At 65.3% G+C, this 23,393-nt stretch carries 20 protein-coding genes; 9 read left to right on the top strand and 11 right to left on the bottom strand.

The genetic code is table 11. The features are described 5' to 3' along the window. A complete protein-coding gene (locus DY468_RS04385; RefSeq protein WP_164602737.1) occupies positions 1–807 on the bottom strand; it encodes a cysteine hydrolase family protein in 807 nt (268 codons plus the stop codon). Between the two features lie 333 nt (positions 808–1,140). Here DY468_RS04385 and DY468_RS04380 point away from each other — a divergent pair, with 333 nt between their 5' ends. From DY468_RS04380 to DY468_RS04365, 4 genes are read left to right on the top strand one after another with little or no spacing between them, the layout of a single operon-like run. Then, positions 1,141–2,109 (top strand): BMP family protein, encoded by a 969-nt coding sequence (locus DY468_RS04380; protein ID WP_164602736.1) that lies wholly within the window; start codon positions 1,141–1,143, stop codon positions 2,107–2,109. A 5-nt stretch (positions 2,110–2,114) separates the two neighbouring features. Continuing rightward, the gene (locus tag DY468_RS04375; RefSeq protein ID WP_164602734.1) at positions 2,115–3,695 is read left to right on the top strand and encodes an ABC transporter ATP-binding protein; all 1,581 of its coding nucleotides are present in this window, start codon (positions 2,115–2,117) and stop codon (positions 3,693–3,695) included. After that, complete coding sequence (locus tag DY468_RS04370; RefSeq protein ID WP_164602733.1) at positions 3,692–4,783, top strand: ABC transporter permease; 1,092 nt, start codon at positions 3,692–3,694, stop codon at positions 4,781–4,783. Before DY468_RS04375 ends, DY468_RS04370 begins: the two co-directional genes overlap by 4 nt. After that, complete coding sequence (locus tag DY468_RS04365) at positions 4,780–5,697, top strand: ABC transporter permease (protein WP_164602731.1); 918 nt, start codon at positions 4,780–4,782, stop codon at positions 5,695–5,697. The genes DY468_RS04370 and DY468_RS04365 overlap by 4 nt, the downstream gene beginning before the upstream one ends. A gap of 88 nt (positions 5,698–5,785) precedes the next feature. Here DY468_RS04365 and gyrB read toward each other — a convergent pair whose 3' ends face one another. The 5 genes from gyrB to rpsT form a co-directional block, all read right to left on the bottom strand. Beyond that, positions 5,786–8,227 carry a DNA topoisomerase (ATP-hydrolyzing) subunit B gene (gyrB, locus tag DY468_RS04360; protein ID WP_164602728.1) on the bottom strand — a complete coding sequence of 814 codons (2,442 nt, stop codon included), beginning with the start codon at positions 8,225–8,227 and terminating at the stop codon, positions 5,786–5,788. Positions 8,228–8,443: 216 nt separating this feature from the next. Further along, positions 8,444–9,583 carry a DNA replication/repair protein RecF gene (gene recF / locus DY468_RS04355; protein ID WP_164602726.1) on the bottom strand — a complete coding sequence of 380 codons (1,140 nt, stop codon included), beginning with the start codon at positions 9,581–9,583 and terminating at the stop codon, positions 8,444–8,446. Positions 9,584–9,780: 197 nt separating this feature from the next. Continuing rightward, a complete protein-coding gene (gene dnaN, locus DY468_RS04350; protein ID WP_164602724.1) occupies positions 9,781–10,899 on the bottom strand; it encodes a DNA polymerase III subunit beta in 1,119 nt (372 codons plus the stop codon). A gap of 242 nt (positions 10,900–11,141) precedes the next feature. Then, positions 11,142–12,560: a chromosomal replication initiator protein DnaA gene (gene dnaA, locus DY468_RS04345; protein ID WP_164602722.1), complete on the bottom strand. Its 1,419-nt coding sequence runs from the start codon at positions 12,558–12,560 to the stop codon at positions 11,142–11,144. Between the two features lie 1,243 nt (positions 12,561–13,803). Beyond that, entirely contained in the window at positions 13,804–14,070 is a 267-nt protein-coding gene (gene rpsT / locus DY468_RS04340; RefSeq protein WP_164602720.1) for a 30S ribosomal protein S20, read from the bottom strand. A gap of 360 nt (positions 14,071–14,430) precedes the next feature. Here rpsT and DY468_RS04335 point away from each other — a divergent pair, with 360 nt between their 5' ends. From DY468_RS04335 to DY468_RS04325, 3 genes are all read left to right on the top strand, one after another. Continuing rightward, positions 14,431–14,748 (top strand): hypothetical protein, encoded by a 318-nt coding sequence (locus tag DY468_RS04335; RefSeq protein WP_164602717.1) that lies wholly within the window; start codon positions 14,431–14,433, stop codon positions 14,746–14,748. 173 nt (positions 14,749–14,921) lie between these two features. After that, positions 14,922–15,578: a peptide-methionine (S)-S-oxide reductase MsrA gene (msrA, locus tag DY468_RS04330; protein WP_164602715.1), complete on the top strand. Its 657-nt coding sequence runs from the start codon at positions 14,922–14,924 to the stop codon at positions 15,576–15,578. 163 nt (positions 15,579–15,741) lie between these two features. Continuing rightward, positions 15,742–16,386 (top strand): polysaccharide biosynthesis/export family protein, encoded by a 645-nt coding sequence (locus DY468_RS04325; protein ID WP_164602713.1) that lies wholly within the window; start codon positions 15,742–15,744, stop codon positions 16,384–16,386. A 30-nt stretch (positions 16,387–16,416) separates the two neighbouring features. Here DY468_RS04325 and DY468_RS04320 read toward each other — a convergent pair whose 3' ends face one another. Then, positions 16,417–17,088, bottom strand: coding sequence for a dienelactone hydrolase family protein (locus DY468_RS04320; RefSeq protein ID WP_164602711.1), 672 nt, complete (start codon positions 17,086–17,088; stop codon positions 16,417–16,419). Positions 17,089–17,144: 56 nt separating this feature from the next. Beyond that, a complete protein-coding gene (locus DY468_RS04315; RefSeq protein ID WP_502706209.1) occupies positions 17,145–17,510 on the bottom strand; it encodes a hypothetical protein in 366 nt (121 codons plus the stop codon). A gap of 216 nt (positions 17,511–17,726) precedes the next feature. Here DY468_RS04315 and DY468_RS04310 point away from each other — a divergent pair, with 216 nt between their 5' ends. Next, positions 17,727–18,830 (top strand): HD domain-containing phosphohydrolase, encoded by a 1,104-nt coding sequence (locus DY468_RS04310; RefSeq protein ID WP_164602709.1) that lies wholly within the window; start codon positions 17,727–17,729, stop codon positions 18,828–18,830. 112 nt (positions 18,831–18,942) lie between these two features. Here DY468_RS04310 and DY468_RS04305 read toward each other — a convergent pair whose 3' ends face one another. After that, complete coding sequence (locus DY468_RS04305; protein WP_164602707.1) at positions 18,943–20,529, bottom strand: AMP-binding protein; 1,587 nt, start codon at positions 20,527–20,529, stop codon at positions 18,943–18,945. Positions 20,530–20,788: 259 nt separating this feature from the next. Here DY468_RS04305 and DY468_RS04300 point away from each other — a divergent pair, with 259 nt between their 5' ends. After that, a complete protein-coding gene (locus DY468_RS04300; protein WP_164602705.1) occupies positions 20,789–21,067 on the top strand; it encodes a DUF3551 domain-containing protein in 279 nt (92 codons plus the stop codon). A 121-nt stretch (positions 21,068–21,188) separates the two neighbouring features. Here DY468_RS04300 and DY468_RS04295 read toward each other — a convergent pair whose 3' ends face one another. Then, a complete protein-coding gene (locus DY468_RS04295) occupies positions 21,189–21,416 on the bottom strand; it encodes an FmdB family zinc ribbon protein (RefSeq protein WP_164602703.1) in 228 nt (75 codons plus the stop codon). Between the two features lie 80 nt (positions 21,417–21,496). Next, entirely contained in the window at positions 21,497–23,353 is a 1,857-nt protein-coding gene (gene recQ / locus DY468_RS04290) for a DNA helicase RecQ (RefSeq protein ID WP_164602701.1), read from the bottom strand. Positions 23,354–23,393 lie beyond the last annotated feature (40 nt).

Raw genomic sequence — 23,393 nt, 5'->3', positions numbered from 1 at the left:
TCATCCAACCGGCTTGCCCATCGAGGTCATGATCGACGTCGAGTCGGTGACGAAGCCGAAGCACTTTTTCACGTTCCAGATCGTCGCCTCGGTGCAGAACTCCGGCGACGAGGTCGCGCAGCAATCTTGCACCAGGATGCAGCCATAGCCCAGGAAATTGGCGTCGGTCAGCGAGTGCAGGACGCATTGATCGGTGTTGACGCCGGAAAACAGCAGCGACTTGACGCCGAGATTGCGCAGAATGCTGTCGAGCGGCGTGTCCCAGAAGCCGCTGATCCGATACTTGTCGACCTTGATGTCCTCGGGCTGTTGCGGCAACTCGTCGACCACCGCGGCGGCCCAGGAGTCTTTCTCCAGCACATGCGCGCCGCTGCCCGGCAATGGATCGCCGAGGCCGGTGCCTTTGCCTTGCGGTTTGTACAAATGAATCTGGTTCGGCGGCATATTGGCGAGGTCCGGCCGATTGCCCCAGTTCACCCAGATCACCGGTACGCCGGCGTTGCGTAGCATCGGCAGCAGCTTTTGGAGTGGTTCGATCGGCTTGCGGTCGGGCCGATAGTCACCGCCGATGTGATCGACCCAGCCTCCGGCGGTGCAGAAATCGTTCTGCATGTCGATCACGATCATCGCCGTGCGGTTGAGATCGACGGTGACGTTCTGCGGCGCGCAGGGAAGCGTGATCGGTCGCGGTGCAGGTTGCGGCATCGCCATGTCGACCGTGGTTTCATCCGCCCACCATGCGTATTGCCGGCCGATGCCGAGCTGGCCGCCGCCGATTGGTTGCGTGCGCGGCTCACTTGCTGTCATGCGACACTCCCGTTGCGTGCTCTGTTTCGAGCGCGAGACATGCGAGGCGATGATCTCTTGCCCCTACGTCCGCGGATCATGCTTTCGGCAGTTTGCAAGTTCGCTGCCAAAGGAGATTTGCCAGCCGATTCAATGCGCGTCGCACCTTCGTCGCGTGCCGCTGCCCAGGATTTCGACAAACGGCGCCCAGCTCTGGATAAAAAGTAAGCATTTGTTTGTTTAGGTCGGCGTTTTCGGAATTTATTTGCTTACAAATCAACATGATATGGCCTTGGCACGCTGCTTGCTGCGGGATGAAGCCGGACGTTCTTCACCACCGCAACGAGGGTCTTCATGAGGTCACGCCGTTCCGTTCTCCAGGCTGCGCTGCTCGGCGGCGCGCTGGCGCTCTCCGCAAGCCTTGCTCACGCCGACCCACTCAAGGTCGGAATCCTGATCCCCGGCTCGAAGTCCGACAAGGGTTGGATGGAATCGTCCTACGACGGGCTGATGGCCGCCGAGAAGAAATACGGCGACAAGATCAAGGTACAGATGATCGAGAACATCAACTACGCCGACATGGACCAAGCGCTGACTAATCTCGCCAGCAAGAACACGCTGGTGATCGGAGTCGGCGGCCAGACCCAGGCGTCGGTGTACAAGATCGCCAAGCGCTTCCCGAAGGTGCACTTCTCGATCGTCGGCGGCAACGACGGCGAAAGCGCGCCGAACGTCGCGGGATACGACGTCAAGCAGGCGGAGATCGCTTATGCGGCGGGTGCCGCTGCGGCGATGCTGTCGAAGACGGGCGTGGTCAGCTACGTCGGAGGGCTCGAGATTCCGTCGATCGTCAACGCCGGCAAGGAGTTCGGCAACGGCGCCAAGGCGATCAACCCGAACATCAAATACATCGAAAACTTCACCGGCGATTTCGACGACGTCGCCAAGGCCAAGGAGGCGACGCTGGCGGCGATCGCTCAAGGCGCCGACATCCACTACCACATCCTCAATCTCGGGCTGCGCGGCATGGAGCAGGCCGCCAAGGAAAAGGGGACGCACATCATCGGCAGCTACACCGATCGCTGCGGCACCGATCCGCTCTACGTCGCCTATTCGGTCACCGGCACCGGCTTCCAGGTCCAATATGCGATCGACGAGGCGGTCAAAGGTAGCTGGAAGCCGGGTTACAAAGAGTTCGGCCTGAAGATGGGGCCGGAAGCGTCGAACATGGTGATTTGCGGCGCGACCCCGGAGCAGAAGGCCAAGCTCGATGCGATCATGAAGGATCTGCGCGACGGCAAGATCAAGGTGCTGAAGGGCTGATCGCGATGCGCAGCGCCTCGCTCGCGAACGTCGTGGATGTCGCTGCCGCGCCGCTTCTCAGCCTGTCAGAGGTGACGAAGCGGTTCGGCGGCTTCACCGCGTTGTCGGAGGTCTCACTCGATCTGCGGCCGGGCGAGGTGCACTGCATCCTGGGGGAAAACGGCGCCGGCAAGTCGACGCTGTGTAACGTGATATTCGGCGTGTACCAGCCGGACGGCGGCGCGATGACGTATCGCGGCGCGCCGTATCAACCGTCGGGTCCTGCGGATGCGCTGGCGCAGGGCATCGCGATGGTGCACCAGCATTTCAGTCTGGTCGGCGACATGACCGTGGTCGACAACGTGCTGCTCGGCCGCGGTCGTGGTGTGCTGAACCGAAAAGAATGCGCGCGCCAGCTCGCCCGGCTCGGCGAGGATTACGGCCTGCCGCTCGATCCGTTCGCGAAGATCGACGACCTTTCGGTCGGAGAGCGGCAACGCGTCGAGATCGTCAAATGTCTGATTCGCGATCCGCAGCTGTTCGTGCTCGACGAGCCGACCGCGGTGCTGCTGCCGGACGAGATCGCCTCGCTGTTGGCTGTGTGCCGACGCGTCGCAGCCAGCGGCCGCGCTGTGGTGCTGGTGACGCACAAGCTCGCCGAGATCAAGGAGGTGGCCGACCGCGTCACCGTGCTACGCGGCGGCCGCACCGTGGTGACATCGGATGCGCCGACGCGGGACATCGATATGCTGGTGCGCGCGATGATTCACGGCGACGTTGCCGAGCTCGACGGCGCGGCGGCTTCCACGCTCGGTCTCGGCAATGTCGAACCTGTCGGTCGTCAGCCGCCGCGTAGCAAGGTCGAGGCGCTGCAGATCGACGGGTTGACGGTGAGGGACCGCCAGGGCGTGACGCGCCTCGACAATTTCACCCTGACAGTCGACCGCGGCGAGATCGTCGGCGTCGCCGGTGTCGAGGGCAATGGCCAGAGCGAACTCGCGGCGGTGCTTGCCGGCATGGTGACGCCGACCTCAGGCCGCTACTATCTGGGTGAGACGGATCTCACCGGGCGTTCGCCGAAGGAGATCACCGCCGCCGGCGTCGGTATCGTCTCGGAAGATCGTCATGCGGTCGGCTGCGTGCTGGGCATGAGTCTGGCCGAAAATATCTATCTCAATCGACTCGATGAGTTCACGCGGTTCGGTTTCCTCAATCGCACCGCCCTGCAGCGGGAAGCGACGACCCTAATGCAACGCTTCGACGTTCGCGCCCGCGGCCCTGGAGCGCCGTTCTCCAGCCTGTCCGGCGGTAATCAGCAAAAGGCGGTGCTGGCGCGCGAGATCACGCTGCCGAACCTGTCCTGCCTGGTGGCGTCGCAGCCGACCCGCGGCCTCGATGTCGGTGCGGTCGCGGCTGTGTATGGCCACATTCGCGACGCTTGCAGCCGTGGCATCGCGGTGCTGCTGGTGTCGTCGGAGCTGGACGAGCTGCTCAGCGTCGCCGATCGTATCGTGGTGCTGTACCGCGGCCGGATCATGGGCACCTGCGCGGCCGATGTATCGCGCAAGGCGGAGATCGGCGCGATGATGGCGGGGCAGGCGCAATGACGGCCGTCGACGACAAGCCGTCCGCCGTCGCTGCGCCGCGCTTCGGGCTGCGGCCGAGCCTGCTGATTCCACTCGCCGCGGTGGCGTTCGCGGCGGCGGTGGGGTTGGCGTTGATCGCGGTGATCGGCGTGCCGGTCGCGGATGCGATCGCGGCGTTCGTCGATGGCACGATCGGCTCGCCCTACGCGCTCGCCGCCTCGCTCAATCGAGCCTGCGTGTTCGCGCTGGTCGGCTTCGGCTTCGTCCTGGCCAACCGAGCCAATCTCACCAATGTCGGCGGTGAAGGCCAGATCGCTGTCGGCGGCATCGCCGCGACGGCCGTGGCGCTGTACGGCCACGTCGCCGGCTTGCCGCTCGGCCTTGCCTTCATCCTGCCGACGCTGGCGGCGGTGATCGCCGGCGCGTTGTGGGGCGGGATCGCCGCGGTGCTGAAGGTCAGGTCGGGCACCAACGAGGTGATCTCGACGCTGTTGCTGTCGTTCATCGGCGTGTGGCTGCTGTACTGGTGCGTGCAGTCGCCGGCACTGCTGCGCAAGCCGATGACCAGCTCGGCGACGCTGCCGGAATCGCTGGAGATTCCGGACGCCGCCAAGCTGCCGCTGCTGACTGGCGATTATGGTTTCCCGGTGCATCTCGGGCTGCCGCTGACGCTGATCCTGGCGGTCGTGGTCGGCGTGATCCTGGCCAGGACCTTGTTCGGCGTGCGGCTGCGTGCCGTCGGGCTCAATCCGGTGGCGGCGTATCGCGCCGGCATTTCGACCACGCGCACGATCGTCGTCGCGCTGTCGGCCGCCGGCGCGCTCGGCGGGCTCGCCGGGGCGCTGATGCTGCTGGGCGAGCAGTACACGCTGAAGGACGGCTTCTCGTCCGGCTACGGCTTCGACGGCTTGGTCGCCGGGCTGCTGTCACGCGGCTCGATCCCCGGCGTGATCGCCGCCTCGCTGCTGTTCGGATTTTTACGGTCCGGCGGCATCAACATGGAGATGACTGCGGCTGTGCCGACCGCGTTGGTGGTGGTGATCCAGGGGCTGATCGTGATCACGCTGGCCGGCGCAGCTTTGTTCATCGAAAAGTGGGAGCGCCGATGAGCTGGGAGCTGTTTGCTGTGTTCATCGGCTCGTCGATTCGTCTCGCAGCGCCGCTGCTGCTGGCCGGCATCGGTGAGATGGTCAGCGAGCGCGCCGGCGTGCTCAACATGAGCATCGAGGGCATGATGCTGATGTCGGCCTTCGCTTCCGCCGTCGGCGCCTGGGCGACTGGTGATCCGTTGCTCGGGCTACTGATCGGCATTTTGTCGGTGGTGCCGGTGGCGCTGTTGCAGGCGTTTCTGTCGAATACGCTGCGCGCCAACCAGATCGTATCCGGCATCGGTATCAACATCCTGGTGCTCGGCGCGACGACGCTGGCGCATCGGGAAATCTTCGGCGCGCGGTCGCGCGCGGAGATCCCCGGCCTCGCCAAGATCAAGCTGCCGCTGCTCGGAGATATCCCGATCATCGGGCCGGCGGTGTTCGAGCAGGTCTGGCTGCTCTACGCCGGCATCGTGCTGATCGTGATCACCGCGCTGGTGCTGCGCTACACTTCGCTCGGCCTCGCGATTCACGCCGCCGGCGCCGAGCCGAAGGCGGTCGACAAATCGGGCCTGTCGGTGACGTTCGTGCGCTACGGCGTGGTGCTGTTGGCCGGCCTGATGGCCGCGCTGGCTGGCGCGTTCCTGTCGATCGGCGACATCCACACGTTCACCGAGGGCATGACCCGTGGCGCCGGCTATCTGGCGATCGCCTCGGTGATCTTCGGCAAATGGCGGATCGGCGGCACCACGCTGGCCTGCCTGCTGTTCGGCGCCGCCACCGCGCTGCAATTCCAGCTCCCCGCGCTCGGCATCGGCGTGCCCAACGCGCTGCTGATCATGCTGCCTTATCTCATGGCGCTGCTCGCCGTCGGCGGATTAGTGGGGCGCCAAATGGCGCCCGCCACGCTCGGTGAGCCGTATCGACGGTGAACGCCCCGAAAGCGAGGCGGAAGGCACGCCTCGTCATAGGTGGGGGGACGCCGGCGGAGCGTGTCCTGCTGCGGATCGCGACGGTTCGCTACACGTCCACGGTCGCGTGCAGCGAGTTCTCCTGGATGAATTCGCGGCGCGGTTCGACGACGTCGCCCATCAGCTTGGTGAAGATGTCGTCGGCCTCGTCGACCTCGCGCACCTTCACCTGCAGCAGCGAGCGGGCGTTGGTGTCGAGCGTGGTCTCCCAGAGCTGGCCCGGGTTCATCTCGCCGAGGCCTTTGTAGCGCTGCAGCGCCACGCCCTTGCGGCCGGCATCGGTCACCGCATCGAACAGGCTGATCGGGCCGTGGATCGCGGTTTCGGCATCCTTCCGCCGCAGCACGCCGGGACGCGGATACACCTCCTGGAGGACGGCCGCGTATTCGTCGAGCTTGCGCGCGTCCGCCGAGCCGAGCAGCGCATCGTCGATCGTCGCGACCTCCTTGACGCCGCGCACGGTGCGTTCGAACGCGAAGCCCTCGCCCTCGATGAAACGGCCGATCCAGCCGCGTTCGACTTCGTCCGCCAGCGCGTCGAGCCTGCGGGCGATGTAGGCGGCAGCCTCGTTGGCGGTCGCCACGTCTGAAGTGACGCGCGGGCTGAGCACACCGGCGATCGCCGCCTGCTCGACCACGGTGCGATTGTAGCGGCTGTGCAGATTGTGCAGCGTGGAGCGGATGACACGGGCATCTTCGACCAGATCGAGCAGGTCGCGGCGACCGCGCTCCTCGCCGGTCGCCAGCTTGAACACGCAATCGTCGAGGCCGGTCGCGATGAGATAGTCTTCCAGTGCGCGTTCGTCCTTCAGATACTGCTCGGACTTGCCGCGCGTCACTTTGTAGAGCGGCGGCTGCGCGATGTAGAGATAGCCGCCCTCGATCAGCGCCGGCATCTGCCGGAAGAAGAACGTCAGCAGCAGCGTGCGGATGTGCGCGCCGTCGACGTCGGCGTCGGTCATCAGGATGATCTTGTGGTAGCGCAGCTTCGACAGGTCGAAGTCTTCGCGGCCGATGCCGGTGCCGAGCGCGGTGATCAGCGTGCCGATCTGCTCGGAACTCAGCATCTTGTCGAAGCGGGCGCGCTCGACGTTGAGGATCTTGCCGCGCAGCGGCAGCACGGCCTGAAATTCGCGGTTGCGGCCCTGCTTGGCGGAGCCGCCTGCCGAGTCGCCCTCGACGATGAACAGTTCGGATTTGGCCGGATCGCGCTCCTGGCAGTCGGCGAGCTTGCCGGGCAGGGAGGCGATATCGAGTGCGCCCTTGCGCCGGGTCAGTTCGCGCGCCTTGCGGGCGGCTTCGCGCGCGGCGGCGGCTTCGACCACCTTGCCGATCACGGTCTTGGCTTCGGACGGATGTTCTTCCAGCCAGGCCGCGAGCGCCTCGTTGATGACGTTTTCGACCACGGGGCGCACTTCCGAGGACACCAGCTTGTCCTTGGTCTGCGACGAGAACTTCGGATCGGGCACCTTCACCGACAGCACGGCGGTGAGACCCTCGCGGCAGTCGTCGCCGGTCAGCGCCACCTTCTCCTTCTTGGAGCCGGCCTCGGCATAGCCGGTGATCTGCCGCGTCAGCGCGGCGCGGAAGCCGGCCAGATGGGTGCCGCCGTCGCGCTGCGGGATGTTGTTGGTGAAGCACAGCACGTTCTCATGATACGTGTCGTTCCACCACAGCGCGGCTTCGACCGTGATGCCGTTCAGCTCGGCGCCGATCACCACCGGAATCGGCACGATCGGTTTCTTGTTGCGGTCGAGGTACTTCACGAATTCGGTGACGCCGCCTTCGTAGCGCATCTCTTCGCGCTTCTCGACCGCGTGGCGCATGTCGGACAGCACGATGTAGACGCCGGAATTGAGGAAGGCGAGTTCGCGCAGCCGGTGCTCCAGCGTGGCGAAGTTATATTCGATGTGCGTGAACGTCTCGGCCGATGCGTAGAACGTCACCTCGGTGCCGCGCTTGCCATTGGCGTCGCCCACCACCTTCAGCGGCGCCACGGCGTCGCCATGGGCGAATTCGATGTAGTGCTCCTTGTCGTTGCGCCACACCCGCAGCATCAGCTTGCTCGACAGCGCGTTGACCACCGAGACGCCGACGCCGTGCAGGCCGCCCGATACCTTGTAGGAGTTCTGGTCGAATTTTCCGCCGGCATGCAGCTGGGTCATGATGACCTCGGCGGCCGACACGCCTTCGCCTTTGTGGATGTCGACCGGGATGCCGCGGCCGTCGTCCCGCACCGTCACCGAACCGTCGGCGTTGAGGATCACCTCGACGCGGCTGGCATGGCCGGCCAACGCTTCGTCGATGGCGTTGTCGACGACTTCGTACACCATGTGGTGCAGGCCCGAGCCGTCGTCGGTGTCGCCGATATACATGCCCGGCCGCTTGCGAACGGCATCGAGGCCCTTCAGCACCCGGATCGATTCCGCGCCATATTCGGCCGGCGCGGGATGCACGGATTCGGCAGAGGGCTGCCGGGCAGGTTCAGTCATGCAGGGACCTTCAGGATTGCGATCGAATCGGCGTGCGCCATTCGTAGCGAAGCGCTCTTTTGTGCCATGAAAGGAGGGGCGTCACCAGCGCAAAGTCGCGCCGTTCAACCCGTTGAAGAAATAGAGATTTTAGCCGCATCTGCAAGCCTCGCGAAGGCCGTTTCGGCGGTTGCTGCGAAGAACCGCGAAGCAGACGGTTTTGGGCGCGTCAGCACCTCATCCGCGCGGGCTGATTCGGCCGTTCTCGACGTCGAAAATCGCCGCCGCCGGACCGATCTCGGCGAACGCCAGAGGGTCCGCTCCGGTCATCCAGACCTGGGCGCCGAGCTTGGCGAGTTCGGCGAACAGCGCTCCGCGGCGGCCGGGGTCGAGATGCGCCACCACCTCGTCGAGCAGCAACAGCGGCGTGATCGAAGTGGTCTCGGCGACGAGCTGCGCGTGCGCCAGCACGAGACCGATCAGCAGCGCTTTCTGCTCGCCGGTGGAGGCGTCCCGCGCCGGCATCGCTTTGGGCGCGTAGATCACCTCCAGATCGGTGAGGTGCGGGCCGTCGAGGGTGCGGCCGGCCGCGGCGTCGCGGCTGCGGTTGCCGCGCAGGATGGCGCGGTAGCGGTCTTCGACGACGGTCGCAGGCTCGGAATTCAGCGCGTTCTCCATCCAGCCATCGAGCATGATCCTGGCCGAGGGAAAGGCGGAAATTGCGCCGCGCGCATCGAGCATCGCGGCCAGCTTGAGCGCGGTCTGGCCACGCTGCGCCGCGACGGCAATGGCGAGCTCCGCTGTTTCCCGCTCGATCGCGTCGAGCCAGTGCGAGTCGGCGTTGCGATGATCTTCGAGCAGGCGATTGCGCGATCGCAGGCTGCGGTCGAGGGCAGAGACGCGGGCCGAATGCCCGCTGTCGATCGCCAGCACCAGGCGGTCGAAGAAACGCCGGCGCTCCGAGGCTGCGCCCATGAACAGCCCGTCCATCGCCGGCGTCAGCCACACCATGCGCAGATGATCGCCGAACGCCGCCGCGGAGCCGACCGGTTCGCGGTCGATGCGGCAGCGCCGTGTCGTCGCCACCTCGCCGCGCGGCGGCTCGATCCCGGTCCCGAGGGTCGCCAGACCGAGCGCGCCTTCGACCTCCGCCGACACCGCCCAGGATCCGTCGCCTTCATGGCCGCCGACGTCTTCCAGCCTCGCCCGACGCAGGCCCCGGCCCGGCGACAGAAACGAGATCGCCTCCAGGCAGTTGGTCTTGCCGGCTCCGTTCGGGCCGACCAGCACGACCTGATCGGCGGTCGTGGTCAGCGACGCCCCGCGATAATTCCGAAAATGCGTCAGCGTCAGGCGTGTGATGCGGGCGGCGGTCATGATGAGGGTGTCATTGCCGGGCTCGACCCGGCAATCCAGCGTCCGCGCTAGCGGACAAAATTATCGTCGAGATCCTGCGACGTCTCGCCGGCCGCAACGCTTGGGTCACACGAAGAAGATGGATTGCCGGGCAAGCCCGGCAATGACGCATTCGGCTCCAACGGGGCGATGACGATGGTGCTGTTGAAGCGACCCGCCTACACCCGCATCGGCATCAGGACATACAGCGCGCTCTTGGAATCGCGGTCCTGAATCAGGGTCGGCGAACCGGGATCGGCGAGCTTCAGCACCGCGACCTCGCCTTCGATCTGCGCGGCGATATCGAGCAGATAGCGCGAGTTGAAGCCGATATCGAGCGGATCGGAGGCGTACTCGACCTCGAGTTCTTCGGTCGCACTGCCGGAATCCGGATTGGTCACCGACAGCACCAGCTTGCCGGCACTCAGCGCCAGCTTCACGGCGCGGCCGCGCTCGGAGGAGATCGTCGAGACGCGGTCGACCGCGGCTTCGAAGTCCTTCTTGTCGACCAGCAGTTCCTTGTCGTTGTTCTGCGGGATCACTCGTCCGTAATCGGGGAAGGTGCCGTCGATCAGCTTGGAGGTCAGCACGACGTTGCCGAGCGTGAAACGGATCTTGCCGGTCGACAATTCGAGGCCGATCTCAGCCTCGGTGTCTTCGATCAGCCGTTGCACTTCGCTGACGGTCTTGCGCGGCACGATCACGCCGGGCATGCCGTCGGCGCCGCTCGGCAGCGTCAGGTCGAGCTGGGCCAGTCGGTGGCCGTCGGTGGCGACCGCGCGAAGCGACGGAGTGGTCGCGTTCGCGGCGGTGTGCAGATAGATGCCGTTCAGATAATAGCGGGTCTCTTCGGTCGAGATCGCGAACTGGGTGCGATCGATCAGCCGCTTGACGTCGGATGCCGGCAGCTTGAACGCGTGGCTCATCTCACCGGCGGCAAGATCGGGGAAATCGCTTTCCGGCAAGGTCTGCAGGGTGAAGCGTGAGCGCCCGGCGCGGATCGCCAGCACCGAACGGTCGCCGTCGCTTTCCAGCACGATCTGCGAACCGTCCGGCAGCTTGCGGACGATGTCGTAGAACATGTGGGCCGGTACGGTGGTGGATCCTGCGGTCGCGGTTTCGGCCGGCAGCGTCTCGGTGACTTCGAGGTCGAGGTCGGTCGCCTTCAGCGCAAGCTGCGCGTTCTCGGCGCGAACCAGCACGTTGCCGAGGATCGGAATGGTGTTACGGCGCTCGACCACACGATGGACGTGGCCCAGCGACTTGAGCAGTTGCGCGCGTTCGACCGTGACCTTCATTGCAAAACCCGCCTGATCCGCGCCCGCATCGTGTGATGAGGCTGCCGGCTATATTGGAGAGGCCCGGCGGCCTGATGCGGCGCCGTGGCAATTTGGCACCCGCAAGGTCACCCGGACCCGCGCGGGGGGCGCAGGTTGGCGTGGTTAGGCGGCGGACGCAAGGGTGAGCGGCCGCCGTCAGCTCAATTTCCCCGATATTCGGGCCGAAAAATCGTGCCGGAAGTGGTCGGCCGGCGCACGGCCTATTCCTGAAGCTGGCGCTTCAGCGTTTCGACCTCGTCCGACAGCGTGGTGTCCTTGGACACCAGCCCTTCGATCTTGCGGACGGCGTGCAGCACCGTGGTGTGGTCGCGTCCGCCGAAGCGCCGGCCGATCTCCGGCAGCGACCGCAGCGTCAGGGTCTTGGCCAGATACATCGCGACCTGGCGCGGCCGCACCACGTTGGCGGTCCGGCGCGACGACAGCAGGTCGGAGCGGCTGACATTGTACTGCCGCGCGACGATGCGCTGGATGTCTTCGATCTTGATCCGTTTCGGCTCGGAGGGACGGATCAGGTCGCGCACTTCGTGCTCGGCCATCTCCAGCGTCACCGGCTGATTGTTCAGCTTGGAATGGGCCAGCAGGCGGTTGATGGCGCCTTCGAGATCGCGGCCGTTATGCGTGATGGTGCGGGCGAGATATTCGAGCACCGGCTGCGGCACGTCGAAGCTGACATGATGAGCGCGAGCCGCGACCACGCGCGAGCGCAGGATGCCGAGGCGGAGATCTTCGCCGAGCGGCGCCATTTCCACCACGAGGCCGCCGGCGAGGCGCGAGCGCACCCGCTCGTCGAGGCTCTCGAGGTCTGACGGCGGGCGGTCGGCGGCGACGACGACCTGTCGGCCGGCGTCGATCAGCGCGTTCAGCGTATGACAGAACTCGGCCTGGGTGGTCTTGCCCTGCAGGAACTGCAGGTCGTCGATCACCAGCACGTCGATGCCGCGCAGCGCTTCTTTGAAGGCCAGCGAGGTCTGCGTCTTCAGCGCGGCGACGAAGCCGTACATGAACTTCTCGGCGGTGAGATACAGCACCTTGCGCTCGTTGCCGGCATTGCCTGCCCAGGTCACGGCCTGCAGCAGATGCGTCTTGCCGAGGCCGACGCCGGAATGGATGTACAGCGGATTGAACATCACCGGGTCGCCGCGGCGGCCTTCGGCCACCTGCTTGGCGGCGGCGTGCGCCAGCGTGTTGGAGCGGCCGACCACAAAGCTCGCAAACGTCAGACGCGGATCGAGCGGCGAGCCGCCGAGCGCATCGTGACTGGCCGAGACCGGCACTGCGCCGTTGCTGCGCTCGGCAGTCGGGCGCTGCTCGTCGCGGCGGCTTTCGACCGGTGCCGGGACGTCCTTGGCGGGCGCTGCGCAACGCACCGGCGAGCGCACGGTGAGGTCGATGCGGCTGACCTCCGGCAGTTCGGCTTGCCAGCACGACAGTACCTTGTCGGAGTAGTGCGTCTGAATCCAGCTCTTCAGGAACCGGGTCGGCACCGACAGGTGCACGCTCTCGTCTTGAACGCTTTCGAGGTCCATTCGCGCGAACCAGCTCGAATACACGTCCTCGCCGACGCTCGAGCGCAAACGGCCCTTCACGCGAGACCAGCGATCCTGTTCCATGTTCGACATTTCAGCAGCTTTTCAATTCCAGAGTGACGGGCCATCGCAGCGGCGAGCCATGACGGCTCACGCCGTCGCCGCGACCAGCGAGACGATTTCGGCCAATGGTCTTCCGTTTCGGCTGAAGCAGCCGACGTCAGATCAGGGCCGAGGACAGATGGGAGTACGAGGTCAGCTCAGCGGAGGACTCGACGGATAGACCGGAGCGTGAGCGCAGCAACGACCATTAAAAAACGAATGTCCCGCGATGGCGGAGAATTCGATCGGAAGATCGGCAGGTTCGAATGATACGTCGGATGCGGTGCTCATGAAACCTCCCCCTCTCGCCGCGCTCGCGCGCGGCCAGACGTCGCCAAAACCAAAACCGCGTCGGATGCTATCCGAGACCGTGTCGGCCCGCTGCTGGATCGTCGATGTCGTCGTTCGCCTGGAAGCCATTCGCATCACGAAGGCATCCACAAGAATTCAGACACGGCTTCGCCAGCCTCATATTGCTATGAGTTGCAGTTCGACCGTCATTTGGAAAAGCCACCAACATGCATACCGCCGCCGATTTGCATGTCCGCCCTTGGTTCTCAAACCGCTCTGATCTGAAGAGCCGTGGGCGTCGCGGGTGGACTATGAAAACCACGACGGCTCCTCCGCTGCAATGGATATGATTCCGAGGGGAGGGTGAAGATTTCGCCTCGAGCGCGGATGAAACAGGCAACTAATCAATTCCGCTTCGGCAAGATTTTGAATCTGTGCACAGATTCGATGTGTGCTCGGTGCGTGACATTTCGGCCGCGTACCAAAAAGAATTTCATGAATCCTTTACCTTTGGCCGCCGGGTGAGCGCGTTTTCCAAACGGTCGTCTGCGCTTTGCCGATAAGTGGTTCGCTCGCCGCAGATTTTCGTGTGCGCTCGGACAGGGTAACCCTTGTCACAAACGACTGCGTAGTTGCACGGGGAAGCGCGCGTCGAAAGTCAAGCGAGTCGCGCAAGTGCCAAAGTTCCTGCTGTGCCGCAGCGGTTTTTCGAGCTGCGCGTCAAGTCGAGTTGACGCTCGTCGGCGCGATGTTTCGGAACGAGGCAGGTGGAGTGGTCGTGCGCGGGATTCGGTTCAAGTTTTGAGCGAGCGCGCCTCGCAATTGCTCGGCAATTACTCCGGAGGCGGGAGAGCGCGGGTAGCCGCGCGGCACGAGCGATCGCCCAAAAAGAAAATGCCCGGCGAAAGCCGGGCATTGAAACCATCGAAGATGATGGTGAGAATTACTTCGCCAGCTTGGCGATGCTGTGCGTCAGACGCGACACCTTTCGGCTCGCGGCGTTCTTGTGAATGATGTTGCGCTGCGCTGCGCGCATCAGTTCCGGCTCGGCGCGGGCCATCGCCTTCAGGGCGGCCTCGCGGTCGCCGCTGGCGATCGCCTGCTCGACGGTCCGGACCGACCCGCGCATCTGAGTCCGACGCGACTTGTTCACCGCGGTGCGCCGGGCGATCTTGCGGGTCGCTTTCTTGGCGGAAGACGTATTAGCCATGATCTCTCAAATCCTGCAGCGGCCTCTGTTCGAGCGGCCGGGGCTGATTGGCGGAGCCGCTCGAATGCGACACGCCGTGTGTTCCGGATGTTGCTGAAGATGCTCCCGGAGCCGACACGGCCACAATTCGCGGCGCCGCCCAAAGAACAGCGGCGGCAGGATCGCCCCCACCGCCATCGGGCGCGTTATACTGGCAGTGCTATCCAGCGTCAACGGGGACGCGCTGCCGAGTGCCGGCCCCTTCTAGAGGGGGAACCCGGAACCGTCGCCATCGCACGCCGCCCGGGGCCTAGTGAGGTTGAATTCCGGCGTTCCGCCCGGTAAGCCCGGCTCGGGGCAGAGGCAATCGGGGTAGTTGAGATGATCCGCGGCTTATTTCGGCTGATCGGCCTGCTGTTTCTGACCGGAGGTTTCATCTTCCTGGTCTATGACGGCGCGCGGTCGGTTGCCGACAATTCGGTGCAACTGACCAAGCTCGGGGATTTCTGGAACGACATCCATCAGGCCAGCCAGCAATCGTTCCGAGACTGGCTCGAGCAGACCGCTCCCTGGGTTTGGGATCATGTCGCCAAATTTGTGCTGACGCAGCCGACCTTCGCGGTGCTGGGCGTGATCGGGCTGGCGCTGATGCTGCTGTTCCGCCCGCGCAAGCCGTTGATCGGCTATGCCCGCGACTGACGGGCCGGCCGCGGCGTAACAATCTCGCCGCCGCTGCGAAGACGCCTATATCTATCCTGAAATTGAGTTGAGAGCCGATTGCATCAGCGCCACGCTGGGGCCGGCTGTCGCCATCATGGATGCGCAGACCATGCGGCAACCCGCCGCTTGCGTCCGCGCCGGGAGGGTCTTCGATGTTCTTCATGCGCAAATCGACCGCGATGCCGAGTGCCGCCGAGGCGTTGCCGGGTCGGCCGACGCCGATCCCGACGGCGCGCACGCATTTCGTCAATGGCCACCGGCTGCAGCCGCCGTTCCCCGAAGGCCTGCAGCAGGCGGTGTTCGGACTCGGCTGCTTCTGGGGCGCCGAGCGCAAGTTCTGGCAGCTCGGCGACGGCGTCTACACCACTGCGGTCGGCTACGCCGGCGGCTTCACGCCCAATCCGACCTACGAGGAGGTCTGCTCGGGGCGGACCGGCCACACCGAAGTGGTGCTGGTGGCGTTCGATCCCGCCAAGATCTCTTACGACACGCTGCTGAAGACCTTCTGGGAAAGCCACGACCCGACCCAGGGGATGCGGCAGGGCAACGACGTCGGGTCGCAATATCGCTCGGCGATCTACACCTTTGGGGACGATCAGGACCGGGCTGCCAAAGCCTCGCGTGAGTCTTATGCGGCGGCGCTGAAGTCGAAGGGCTACGGTCCGATCACCACCGAGATCGCGCCGTCAGGTCCGTTCTATTACGCCGAGGACTACCACCAGCAGTATCTCGCCAAGAATCCCGGCGGCTATTGCGGTCTCGGCGGCACAGGCGTGTCGTGCCCGGTCGGGGTCGGCGTCGCGGTCTAAGTCGACGGAAAACCAGACCCGTCTGCCGCCGCACGGTCTGCGGCGGCACACGGGGCTGGGATGTCGCCTCCACCGGACGAGCGGGACGCGCTTCCCGGCCCAAACCGTTTGTTAACCCTAACGGGTCATAAACAAAGCCGTCTCGTGACGAGGGATGGCTCCAGTGCGTGTAGTAGGCGCGTTTCAAGTATCGATGATCATCGTGGCGACCGCGCTGGCGCTCGGCGGCTGCATGCGTCGCTCGGGCCCGGTCGTCATGGTGCAGCCGCAGAACACACTCGATACCATCGCCTATGGCGGACGCGTTCCGCCGATGGCCACGGCCTATGCGGCGCCCAATGGTCCGGAGCCGGCTTACCGGCTCGACGCCGGCGATCGGCTGCGCGTCGTGGTCTACGGCCAGGAAGGGCTGACCAACACCTATTCGATCGACGCGGCCGGCGCGATCACGATGCCGCTGATCGGCTCGGTGCCGGCGCGCGGTCGCACGCCCGCAGGTCTTGCCGCCGAGATCACCTCGCGGCTGCGCCGCGGCTTCATTCGCGAGCCCTCGGTGGCGGTCGAAGTGGAATCGTATCGGCCGTTCTTTATCCTCGGTGAGGTGACGGCGCCGGGTCAGTATCCGTATGTGCCGCATATGAGCGTCGAAAGCGCCGTCGCGATTGCCGGTGGCTTCACCCCGCGGGCGCAGCGCGATCATGTAACGGTGACGCATCCCGAAGGCGGCGCGACGGTGCGCGAAGTGGTGCCGCTCGGCACCCCGCTCAGCCCCGGCGACACGGTCTATGTCGGTGAGCGCTGGTTCTGACCGGCGCCCCGAAGCCGACTTCGACCACAGTCACTTCAGATGTGATGCGAAGAACGCCAGGCTGCGCTGCCAGGCGAGATCAGAGCTCGGCTTGTCGTAGCTTGCCCGTTCGTCGCAGCCGAAGCCGTGCTGCGCGCCCGGATACACCAGGATCTCGACCTCTGGTCGCTTCGACCGGATGGCTTCGACGTCGCTGAGCGGAATTCCGGAATCCTTCTCACCGAAATGCAATTGCGTCGGCACCGATGGCTTGTCATCGGCGAAACGCACGATGGCGCCGCCGTAGTAGCCGACCGCGGCCTTCAGCCCCTGCAGCTTGGTGGCCGCCGCATAGGCGACGCTGCCGCCGAGACAAAAGCCGATGATGCCGACAGGGCCGACAGCCCGCACCGCGTCGATCGCCGCCTGGGTGTCGCGCAGCATCGCGGGCCAATCCGGATTGGCGACGAATTTGCGTGCCACCGCGATCTCTTCGGGCGAATAGCCGCTCTGGAAGTTGGGTTCCGTGCGATCGAAGATCGACGGCGCAATCGCCACGTAGCCTTGCGCGGCGAGGCGGTCGCAGACGTTGCGGATGTGATGATTGACCCCGAAGATTTCCTGAATCACGACGATCGCGGCTTTCGGAGTGCCGGCCGAATCGGCCCGATAACCGCCGAATTCGAAATCGTCGGCGGCCTTCAGCGTGATGTCGTGTCCCACGGGCGATCCTCTGCGTTGTGATGACGATGGATTCGATCGAGACGGGCGGACCGGCGCTATCGCCACATCCAGTTGCGGCCCCAGTCCCCCTTCCAGCCGGCCAGCCGGCCGTGGCGGAATTGCAGATACAGCCGGTCCTTGCGGTCGAAGAATCCGGTGCCGCCCTGGGTGCGGATCACCAAATAGGTTTCGTTGCCGGGGCCGCCGCCGACATAATTGAGCGGCATGCCGAGGGCGCTCGCGGCCTCGTTGGCGTCCATGCCGAACACGAGCGGCGTGGTATTGGACAGCGTCGCCGTGAACGGCGGCGGGGCGATCTGCGCGGGTTGTTGAGCGAAGGCCGGTGCGACCGATAGCAGCGCGCCGGCGACGATCGTTACGGCGCAGAGCAAACGAACCATCGCGGGCGGTATCACGGTCATCTGTCTCCGTTCCGTCTTAGTCGAAAGAGCCATCTGATGCGCATCATACCGATGCGTCTTCCGAGCGCGACCCCTCGCATAATCACGGTTTTGACATTGTATCAAATGCACGCCGCGACGGTCACGCCTCGTTAACAACGCCCGTTAATCTCAGGGAACGAGTTTCTCCTTAGTGTATGACCATTGCCTGCCCAAAGCATCGATCCGGTGATCTGTATGAATGCGTTAGCCCGACAACCCGCGACCAATCCTGCGCCGCGACGGCGACTGCTGCTGGCGTCCGATCGCCGCGATCGAAGTGTCGATATTGCGGGCATTTTGGCGAGCGTGGCGGAGGTCGAGACCGTGCCGACCGCGCAGTTGCCGGATGCGCCGTCGCGCGATCTGTCCGGCATCGTGGTCGACATCAATCTGCGTTCCGCGGACAGCGTGCAATTGGTTCGGCGCAAGCTGCTCGGCGGTGCCTATCAGCCGATGCCTCGGTTGTTCGTGCTCGCCGATGAGCTGCATCACGGCTCGATGCAGGCGTGGGCGCTCGGCGCCACCGACACCATCGCGCGTCCGTTCGATCCCCGCGACCTGCTGCAGCGGATCCGCGCGGCGTTTCCGGACCCTTCCGAGGACACCGCGACCGCGCGCGCCGAAGCGCTGAGCGACGGCGTCACCGCCGCCCACAAGGTGCTGGTGAAGATGTTCGAGCGGCTGCACGGTAAGCCGCTGACGTTTCAGGACGTGATGCAGGCGGAAGGTCCTATTCTCAGGGCGATCAAGCGGTCGTCGCTGCGCGAATGGCTCGCCACCGTCGGCCGCCATCACGATGAAAGCTATCGGCTCTGCCTGTTCGCGACCGGCTTTGCGGTCGCGTTCGCGCAATATCTCGGGATGCGCGAGGAGGATCAGCGCCGCCTGACCCGTGCGGCGCTGCTGTACGACGTCGGCAAAGCCTATGTGGACGTGTCGGCGCTGGACAACCTCGACAATCTGAACGGCGACTCCTTGCGCAAATTCCGCGAGCATCCGCGGCGCGGCTACGAGGCGCTGGTCGCCGAAGGCAGCTTCCCGCGCGAGACGCTCGACGTGGTGTTGCACCATCACGAGCTGCTCGACGGCTCGGGGTATCCGGATGGGCTGCACGGCGATCAGATCGCCGACATCGTCCGCATCACCACCATCGTCGACATCTTCGCTTCCCTCGTGGCACCGCGTAAGAATCACACGCCGAAGACGCCGTTGCAGGCGTTTATCGCGATGGAAAACATGGGCGGCAAAATCGACCAGCGCCTGCTGCAGGCGTTCCGTCCGGTGGCGATGGGCGGCTGATCGGGGCCTGCCATTCTGGGACGCGCGAAGCGCACCCGGAACTGCTTCGTCCTGAACCTCGAGATTCCGGGTTCGCGCCTCGCGGCGCGCCCCGGAATGACGTGAGGAATGATTACTCTGCTAGCATCTTGCGGAGTTCGGCTTTCGCGACCTTCTCCAGCGTCGATCGCGGCATGTCGTCGACCAGGCGGATTTCGCGCGGGCGCTTGAAGTCGGCGAGCGCGGCGGCGCAGGCCGCGGTGATGCGATCGGCAAAATCCGGAGGCGCCGCGGCGACGCCGCCTTGCGGAATCACGAAGACCACCGGCACTTCGTCGAGCATCGGGTGCTTCTTGGCCACTACCGCGGCTTCGCGCACGCCCGGCACGGTGATCACCACCTGCTCGATCTCGGATGCCGCGACATTCTCGCCGCCGACCTTCAGCATATCCTTGGCGCGGTCGCCGAACCGAATTGCGCCGTGTTCGAGCCGCGTCACGCGGTCGCCGGTGATGAAGTAACCGAACTCATCGAAACTGTCGCGCGTCGCCGTCTCGTTGTGCAGATACTCCTTGAACAGCGACAGTCCCGGCACGCCCTTGATCAGCAGATTGCCGGTGTCGCCGACGCGTGTCGGGGCGCCGTCGTCGCCGACGATGCGGATCGCGTATTCGGGCGCAGCGCGGCCGATCGACATCGGCGTGTTGGGCTGATCGGCTTCGGCGATGATGCCGTGGGTGATGGTCTCGGTCATGCCCCACCAGCCGATGATCTTGATGCCGAACGAGGCGAACGGCGGCGGTTCGGCCACTGCGGTGCCCCACAGCCGGAAGCGATGCGCCTTCGGGACCTCGTGCTCGAGCAGCGCCTTCATGCAGAACGGGATCGTCGACAGCCAAGTGCAGCCATGCTCCAGCGAGACCTTCCAGAAGCGGCTTGCCGAGAACCGCGGCTGCACCACGACAGTGCCGCCGACCCACAGCGTCGACAGCATCGAATAGGCCAGCGCATTGGTGTGGAACAACGGCAGATACAACAGATGCACGTCGTCGGCGCGCAGCGTCTGGTGTGCCGCGTTGATCTTGGCGCCCCACAACGCGTTGGCGTGAGTCCACAGCACCGCCTTCGGGCGCGACGTGGTGCCCGAGGTGTACTGCACGCTGCACGGCGCCAGCGGATCGGTCGGTCGGCGCGGCCGGTCGGCGCTGTCGCCGAACAGACTGTCGAACGAATCGCCCTTCGCGACCGGCTGCGCGGCGACTGCCGCGCCGGGATCGTGTCCGATCACCGCCATCCATTTCAGCTTCTTGCAGTTGGCGGCGACCAGATCGGCATAGGCCGGCTGGGTGATGGCGGCGACCGCGCCGCAATGCTCCGCGAAGTACTCGATTTCTGCGGCGGCCGAGCGGGTGTTGGTGGTCACCGCGATCGCGCCGAGTTCGGTGCAGGCGAACCAGGCGAGCAGGAATTCGACGCAATTGTCGAGATGGATCAGCAGGTAGTCGCCCGGCTTGATGCCGCGCCTAGCGAGGCCGGCGGCGAGCGCACCGACGCGGTCGTGGAATTCGCCGTAGCTCCAGCTCCGCGACGGGCCGTCGAACGGCGCCCAGATCACGAACGGATGCGCGCGCCGCGCTTCGGCGTGCAGCTTCAAAAGCCACGGCACATCCATTCCGTCGAACGGAGTCACCACTCCCGGCGCCTCGATCGCTTGCGGCATCGCTTCTCTCCCGAAAGGTGCGGATTCCCCCGCACTCGTTGATTTTTCGCACGGTGGCAATTGACCGCCGTGCGCACGCATTTCTCGTCTGCTTCGACCCGAGCTTGTGCCATCGCCAGGACCCAGGCGCAATTCGACGGATCCGAATGCGGGCATGCGACAACGCGGCACCGGCCGGGCGCTGGAACGTTGGTTGCGGTGTGTCGTTGGCAACTCATGACGGCACGGTGACGTGCCCCGCAACACAGGAGACATCACGATGAAAGCTCTGGCCTTGACCGCGATGGCGCTCGGCGCAGTGGGTGCCGCGCAACTGATGACTGCCAAGCCCGCGATGGCGCAGGTGGAGTATCCGTACTGCAAGCAGGGCGCGCAGCAGGGATATCCCGGCAACTGCAGTTTCGTCAGCTTCGAAGCCTGCCGCTACGCAGCGCAGGGCGCGGGCGGCAACTGCGTGGCGAATCCTCGCTACAGCGCCTGGAGCGCTGGCTACCGCGCATACGACTATAATGACGCCTATGGCTATGACGCCGACTGATCGCAGGCGTGTGCGGGCCCGGTTCGCTCTGTGCGACCGGGCTCAGTGCGTCTGATCAAGGGTCGTCGTCTGATTCAGTCTGTTGATCCGACCGGTCACCCGTGCCCGACTCGAACCCAGATCAGCCGCGACGCTCGTTACGGCTGTAGTTCGAGAAGTGCCCCTCGCGTGCCGCTTGGGCGCGTGCGGCTTTGATCAGACTCTTGCTCTTGCCGGGCGCTGCCGGGCGCGACACCAGTCGCTCCATCCGCCGGCTGCCGCAGGCCGGGCAGGGCGGCTTGTCGTCGAAACCGACCAGCAATTCGCTGTCCTTGTCGCATTGCTTACAATGGAAACCGTAAAGCGGCATCGCGACACCTCCTGAAGTCCGTCGGGAGATCCTTTGCAGGATCTGGACCAGGCAGCAGGATCTGGAGCAGTCCCTCGCCGCTACGACTGGCGCCGTTCGCCGATAACTGCCAGTAGCGCGGCGCCGTAATGCTCGAGCTTTTTGTCGCCAATGCCCGGAATGCCCCGCATCTCGTCCAGCGTTCGCGGCTTTGCCGCGGCCAGTCCATCGATAGTGGCATCGTGCAGCACCACATAGGCCGGCACGCCGCGCGCCTTGGCCACTTCAGATCGCCACGCTTTCAGCGCGGCAAACAGCTCTGGATCGCCGCTGGTCTCGCGCGACGCGCCGCCGGCCAGATCGCCGCGGCGGGATTTTGCTCGCGGCGGCCGGCCGGTCTGTTCGCGCAGCATCACCTGGGTTTCCCCCTTGAGCACCGCCCGGGAGGTCTCGGTCAGCTTCAAGGCGCCGAACGCCTCGCTGTCCGGTGCCAGATGGCCGAGCGACACCAGTTGGCGGATCACCGCGCGCCATTGTTTCTCGCCAAACTCGCCGCCGATGCCGAACACCGACAGCTTGTCGTGGCCGAATTGAGTGACGCGATCGGTCAGCCGCCCGAGCAGCACGTCGATCAGGTGCTGGGCGCCGAACCGCTGCCCGGTGCGATAGGCGCAGGACAGCAGCTTCTGTGCCGGCACGGTGCCGTCGATCACCTTCGGCGGGGTGAGGCAGTTGTCGCAATTGCCGCAGCTCTCGTGCTGCGCCGTCTCGCCGAAATAGCCGAGCAGTCGGGTGCGGCGACAGCCGGTGGATTCGCAAAGGCCCACCAGCGCATCCAGCTTGCCCATCGAAACCCGCTTGAAGGCGTCGGAGCCGCTGCTCTCGTCGATCATCCGGCGCTGCTGGACGATGTCGCTGAGCCCGTAGGCCATCCACGCCTCGGACGGCTTGCCGTCGCGGCCGGCGCGTCCGGTCTCCTGGTAATAGGCCTCGATGCTCTTGGGCAGATCGAGATGCGCGACGAACCGCACGTCCGGCTTGTCGATGCCCATGCCGAACGCGATGGTGGCGACGATCACGATACCGTCTTCGTTGAGGAAGCGATCCTGATTGCGCGCGCGCACCTCCGGCGGCAGGCCGGCGTGATACGGCAGCGCGGTGAGGCCGGATTTGCTCAGCGTCTCGGCGATGTCCTCGACCTTGGCGCGCGACAGGCAATACACCACGCCGGAATGGCCGCGGTGGCGATCGTCGATGAAGGCCTTGAGCTGCGCCGGCGCGTTCTGCTTGTCGACGATGCTGTAGCGGATGTTGGGCCGGTCGAAGCTCGACACGAAGCACGGTGCGTCCGTCAGCACCAGCCGCTCGGCGATCTCGCGGCGGGTCAGCGCATCGGCGGTCGCGGTCAGCGCGATCCGCGGCACGTTCGGAAACTTCTCGGCGATCGCCGACAGGCCGACATATTCGGGCCGGAAGTCGTGGCCCCATTGCGAGACGCAATGCGCCTCGTCGATCGCGAACAGCGCGATCTTCGCCCGCGCCAACAGGCCGAGGCAGCGAGGTGTCAGCAATCGCTCCGGCGCGACATAGAGCAGATCGAGCTCGCCCTTCAGCAGTTGTTGCTCGATTGCGTTCGCCTCGTCGTAAGACAAGGTCGAATTCAGCGCCGCGGCGCGCACGCCGCTTTCCAGCAGCCCTGCCACCTGGTCGCGCATCAGCGCGATCAGCGGCGACACCACCACGCCGCAGCCGTCGCGCAGCAGCGCCGGCAGTTGGTAGCACAGCGACTTGCCGCCGCCGGTCGGCATCAGCACCAACGCATCGCCGCCATCGGCGACATGCCGCACGATCGCTTCCTGCTGGCCGCGGAACGACGACAGGCCGAACACATGATTCAACGTCGACAGCATCCGCGCGTCGAGTTCGTCGTCGGTTTCGCGGGGCGCGGTGCGGGTCATCGGAGCGGGCGGGGGAGCGGGGACATGCGATGCGTATACC

The sequence above is a fragment of the Rhodopseudomonas sp. BR0M22 genome (assembly GCF_010907035.1).
In the GTDB taxonomy this organism is placed as follows: Bacteria; Pseudomonadota; Alphaproteobacteria; order Rhizobiales; family Xanthobacteraceae; genus Rhodopseudomonas.
The sequence above is the reverse complement of the archived record's forward strand: the minus strand, read 5'-3'. Positions and strand labels throughout refer to the sequence as shown.

What these genes read in the sequence shown, in the direction of transcription:
- DY468_RS04370 (WP_164602733.1), top strand. Translation starts at nt 3,692, where the DNA reads ATGACGGCCGTCGACGACAAGCCGTCCGCCGTCGCTGCGCCGCGCTTC.
- DY468_RS04380 (WP_164602736.1), top strand. Translation starts at nt 1,141, where the DNA reads ATGAGGTCACGCCGTTCCGTTCTCCAGGCTGCGCTGCTCGGCGGCGCG.
- DY468_RS04295 (WP_164602703.1), bottom strand. Translation starts at nt 21,416, where the DNA reads ATGCCGCTTTACGGTTTCCATTGTAAGCAATGCGACAAGGACAGCGAA.
- DY468_RS04305 (WP_164602707.1), bottom strand. Translation starts at nt 20,529, where the DNA reads ATGCCGCAAGCGATCGAGGCGCCGGGAGTGGTGACTCCGTTCGACGGA.
- DY468_RS04385 (WP_164602737.1), bottom strand. Translation starts at nt 807, where the DNA reads ATGACAGCAAGTGAGCCGCGCACGCAACCAATCGGCGGCGGCCAGCTC.
- dnaN (WP_164602724.1), bottom strand. Translation starts at nt 10,899, where the DNA reads ATGAAGGTCACGGTCGAACGCGCGCAACTGCTCAAGTCGCTGGGCCAC.
- DY468_RS04300 (WP_164602705.1), top strand. Translation starts at nt 20,789, where the DNA reads ATGAAAGCTCTGGCCTTGACCGCGATGGCGCTCGGCGCAGTGGGTGCC.
- rpsT (WP_164602720.1), bottom strand. Translation starts at nt 14,070, where the DNA reads ATGGCTAATACGTCTTCCGCCAAGAAAGCGACCCGCAAGATCGCCCGG.
- gyrB (WP_164602728.1), bottom strand. Translation starts at nt 8,227, where the DNA reads ATGACTGAACCTGCCCGGCAGCCCTCTGCCGAATCCGTGCATCCCGCG.
- msrA (WP_164602715.1), top strand. Translation starts at nt 14,922, where the DNA reads ATGTTCTTCATGCGCAAATCGACCGCGATGCCGAGTGCCGCCGAGGCG.
- DY468_RS04310 (WP_164602709.1), top strand. Translation starts at nt 17,727, where the DNA reads ATGAATGCGTTAGCCCGACAACCCGCGACCAATCCTGCGCCGCGACGG.
- DY468_RS04375 (WP_164602734.1), top strand. Translation starts at nt 2,115, where the DNA reads ATGCGCAGCGCCTCGCTCGCGAACGTCGTGGATGTCGCTGCCGCGCCG.
- DY468_RS04365 (WP_164602731.1), top strand. Translation starts at nt 4,780, where the DNA reads ATGAGCTGGGAGCTGTTTGCTGTGTTCATCGGCTCGTCGATTCGTCTC.
- DY468_RS04315 (WP_502706209.1), bottom strand. Translation starts at nt 17,510, where the DNA reads ATGACCGTGATACCGCCCGCGATGGTTCGTTTGCTCTGCGCCGTAACG.
- recF (WP_164602726.1), bottom strand. Translation starts at nt 9,583, where the DNA reads ATGACCGCCGCCCGCATCACACGCCTGACGCTGACGCATTTTCGGAAT.
- dnaA (WP_164602722.1), bottom strand. Translation starts at nt 12,560, where the DNA reads ATGTCGAACATGGAACAGGATCGCTGGTCTCGCGTGAAGGGCCGTTTG.
- DY468_RS04335 (WP_164602717.1), top strand. Translation starts at nt 14,431, where the DNA reads ATGATCCGCGGCTTATTTCGGCTGATCGGCCTGCTGTTTCTGACCGGA.
- recQ (WP_164602701.1), bottom strand. Translation starts at nt 23,353, where the DNA reads ATGACCCGCACCGCGCCCCGCGAAACCGACGACGAACTCGACGCGCGG.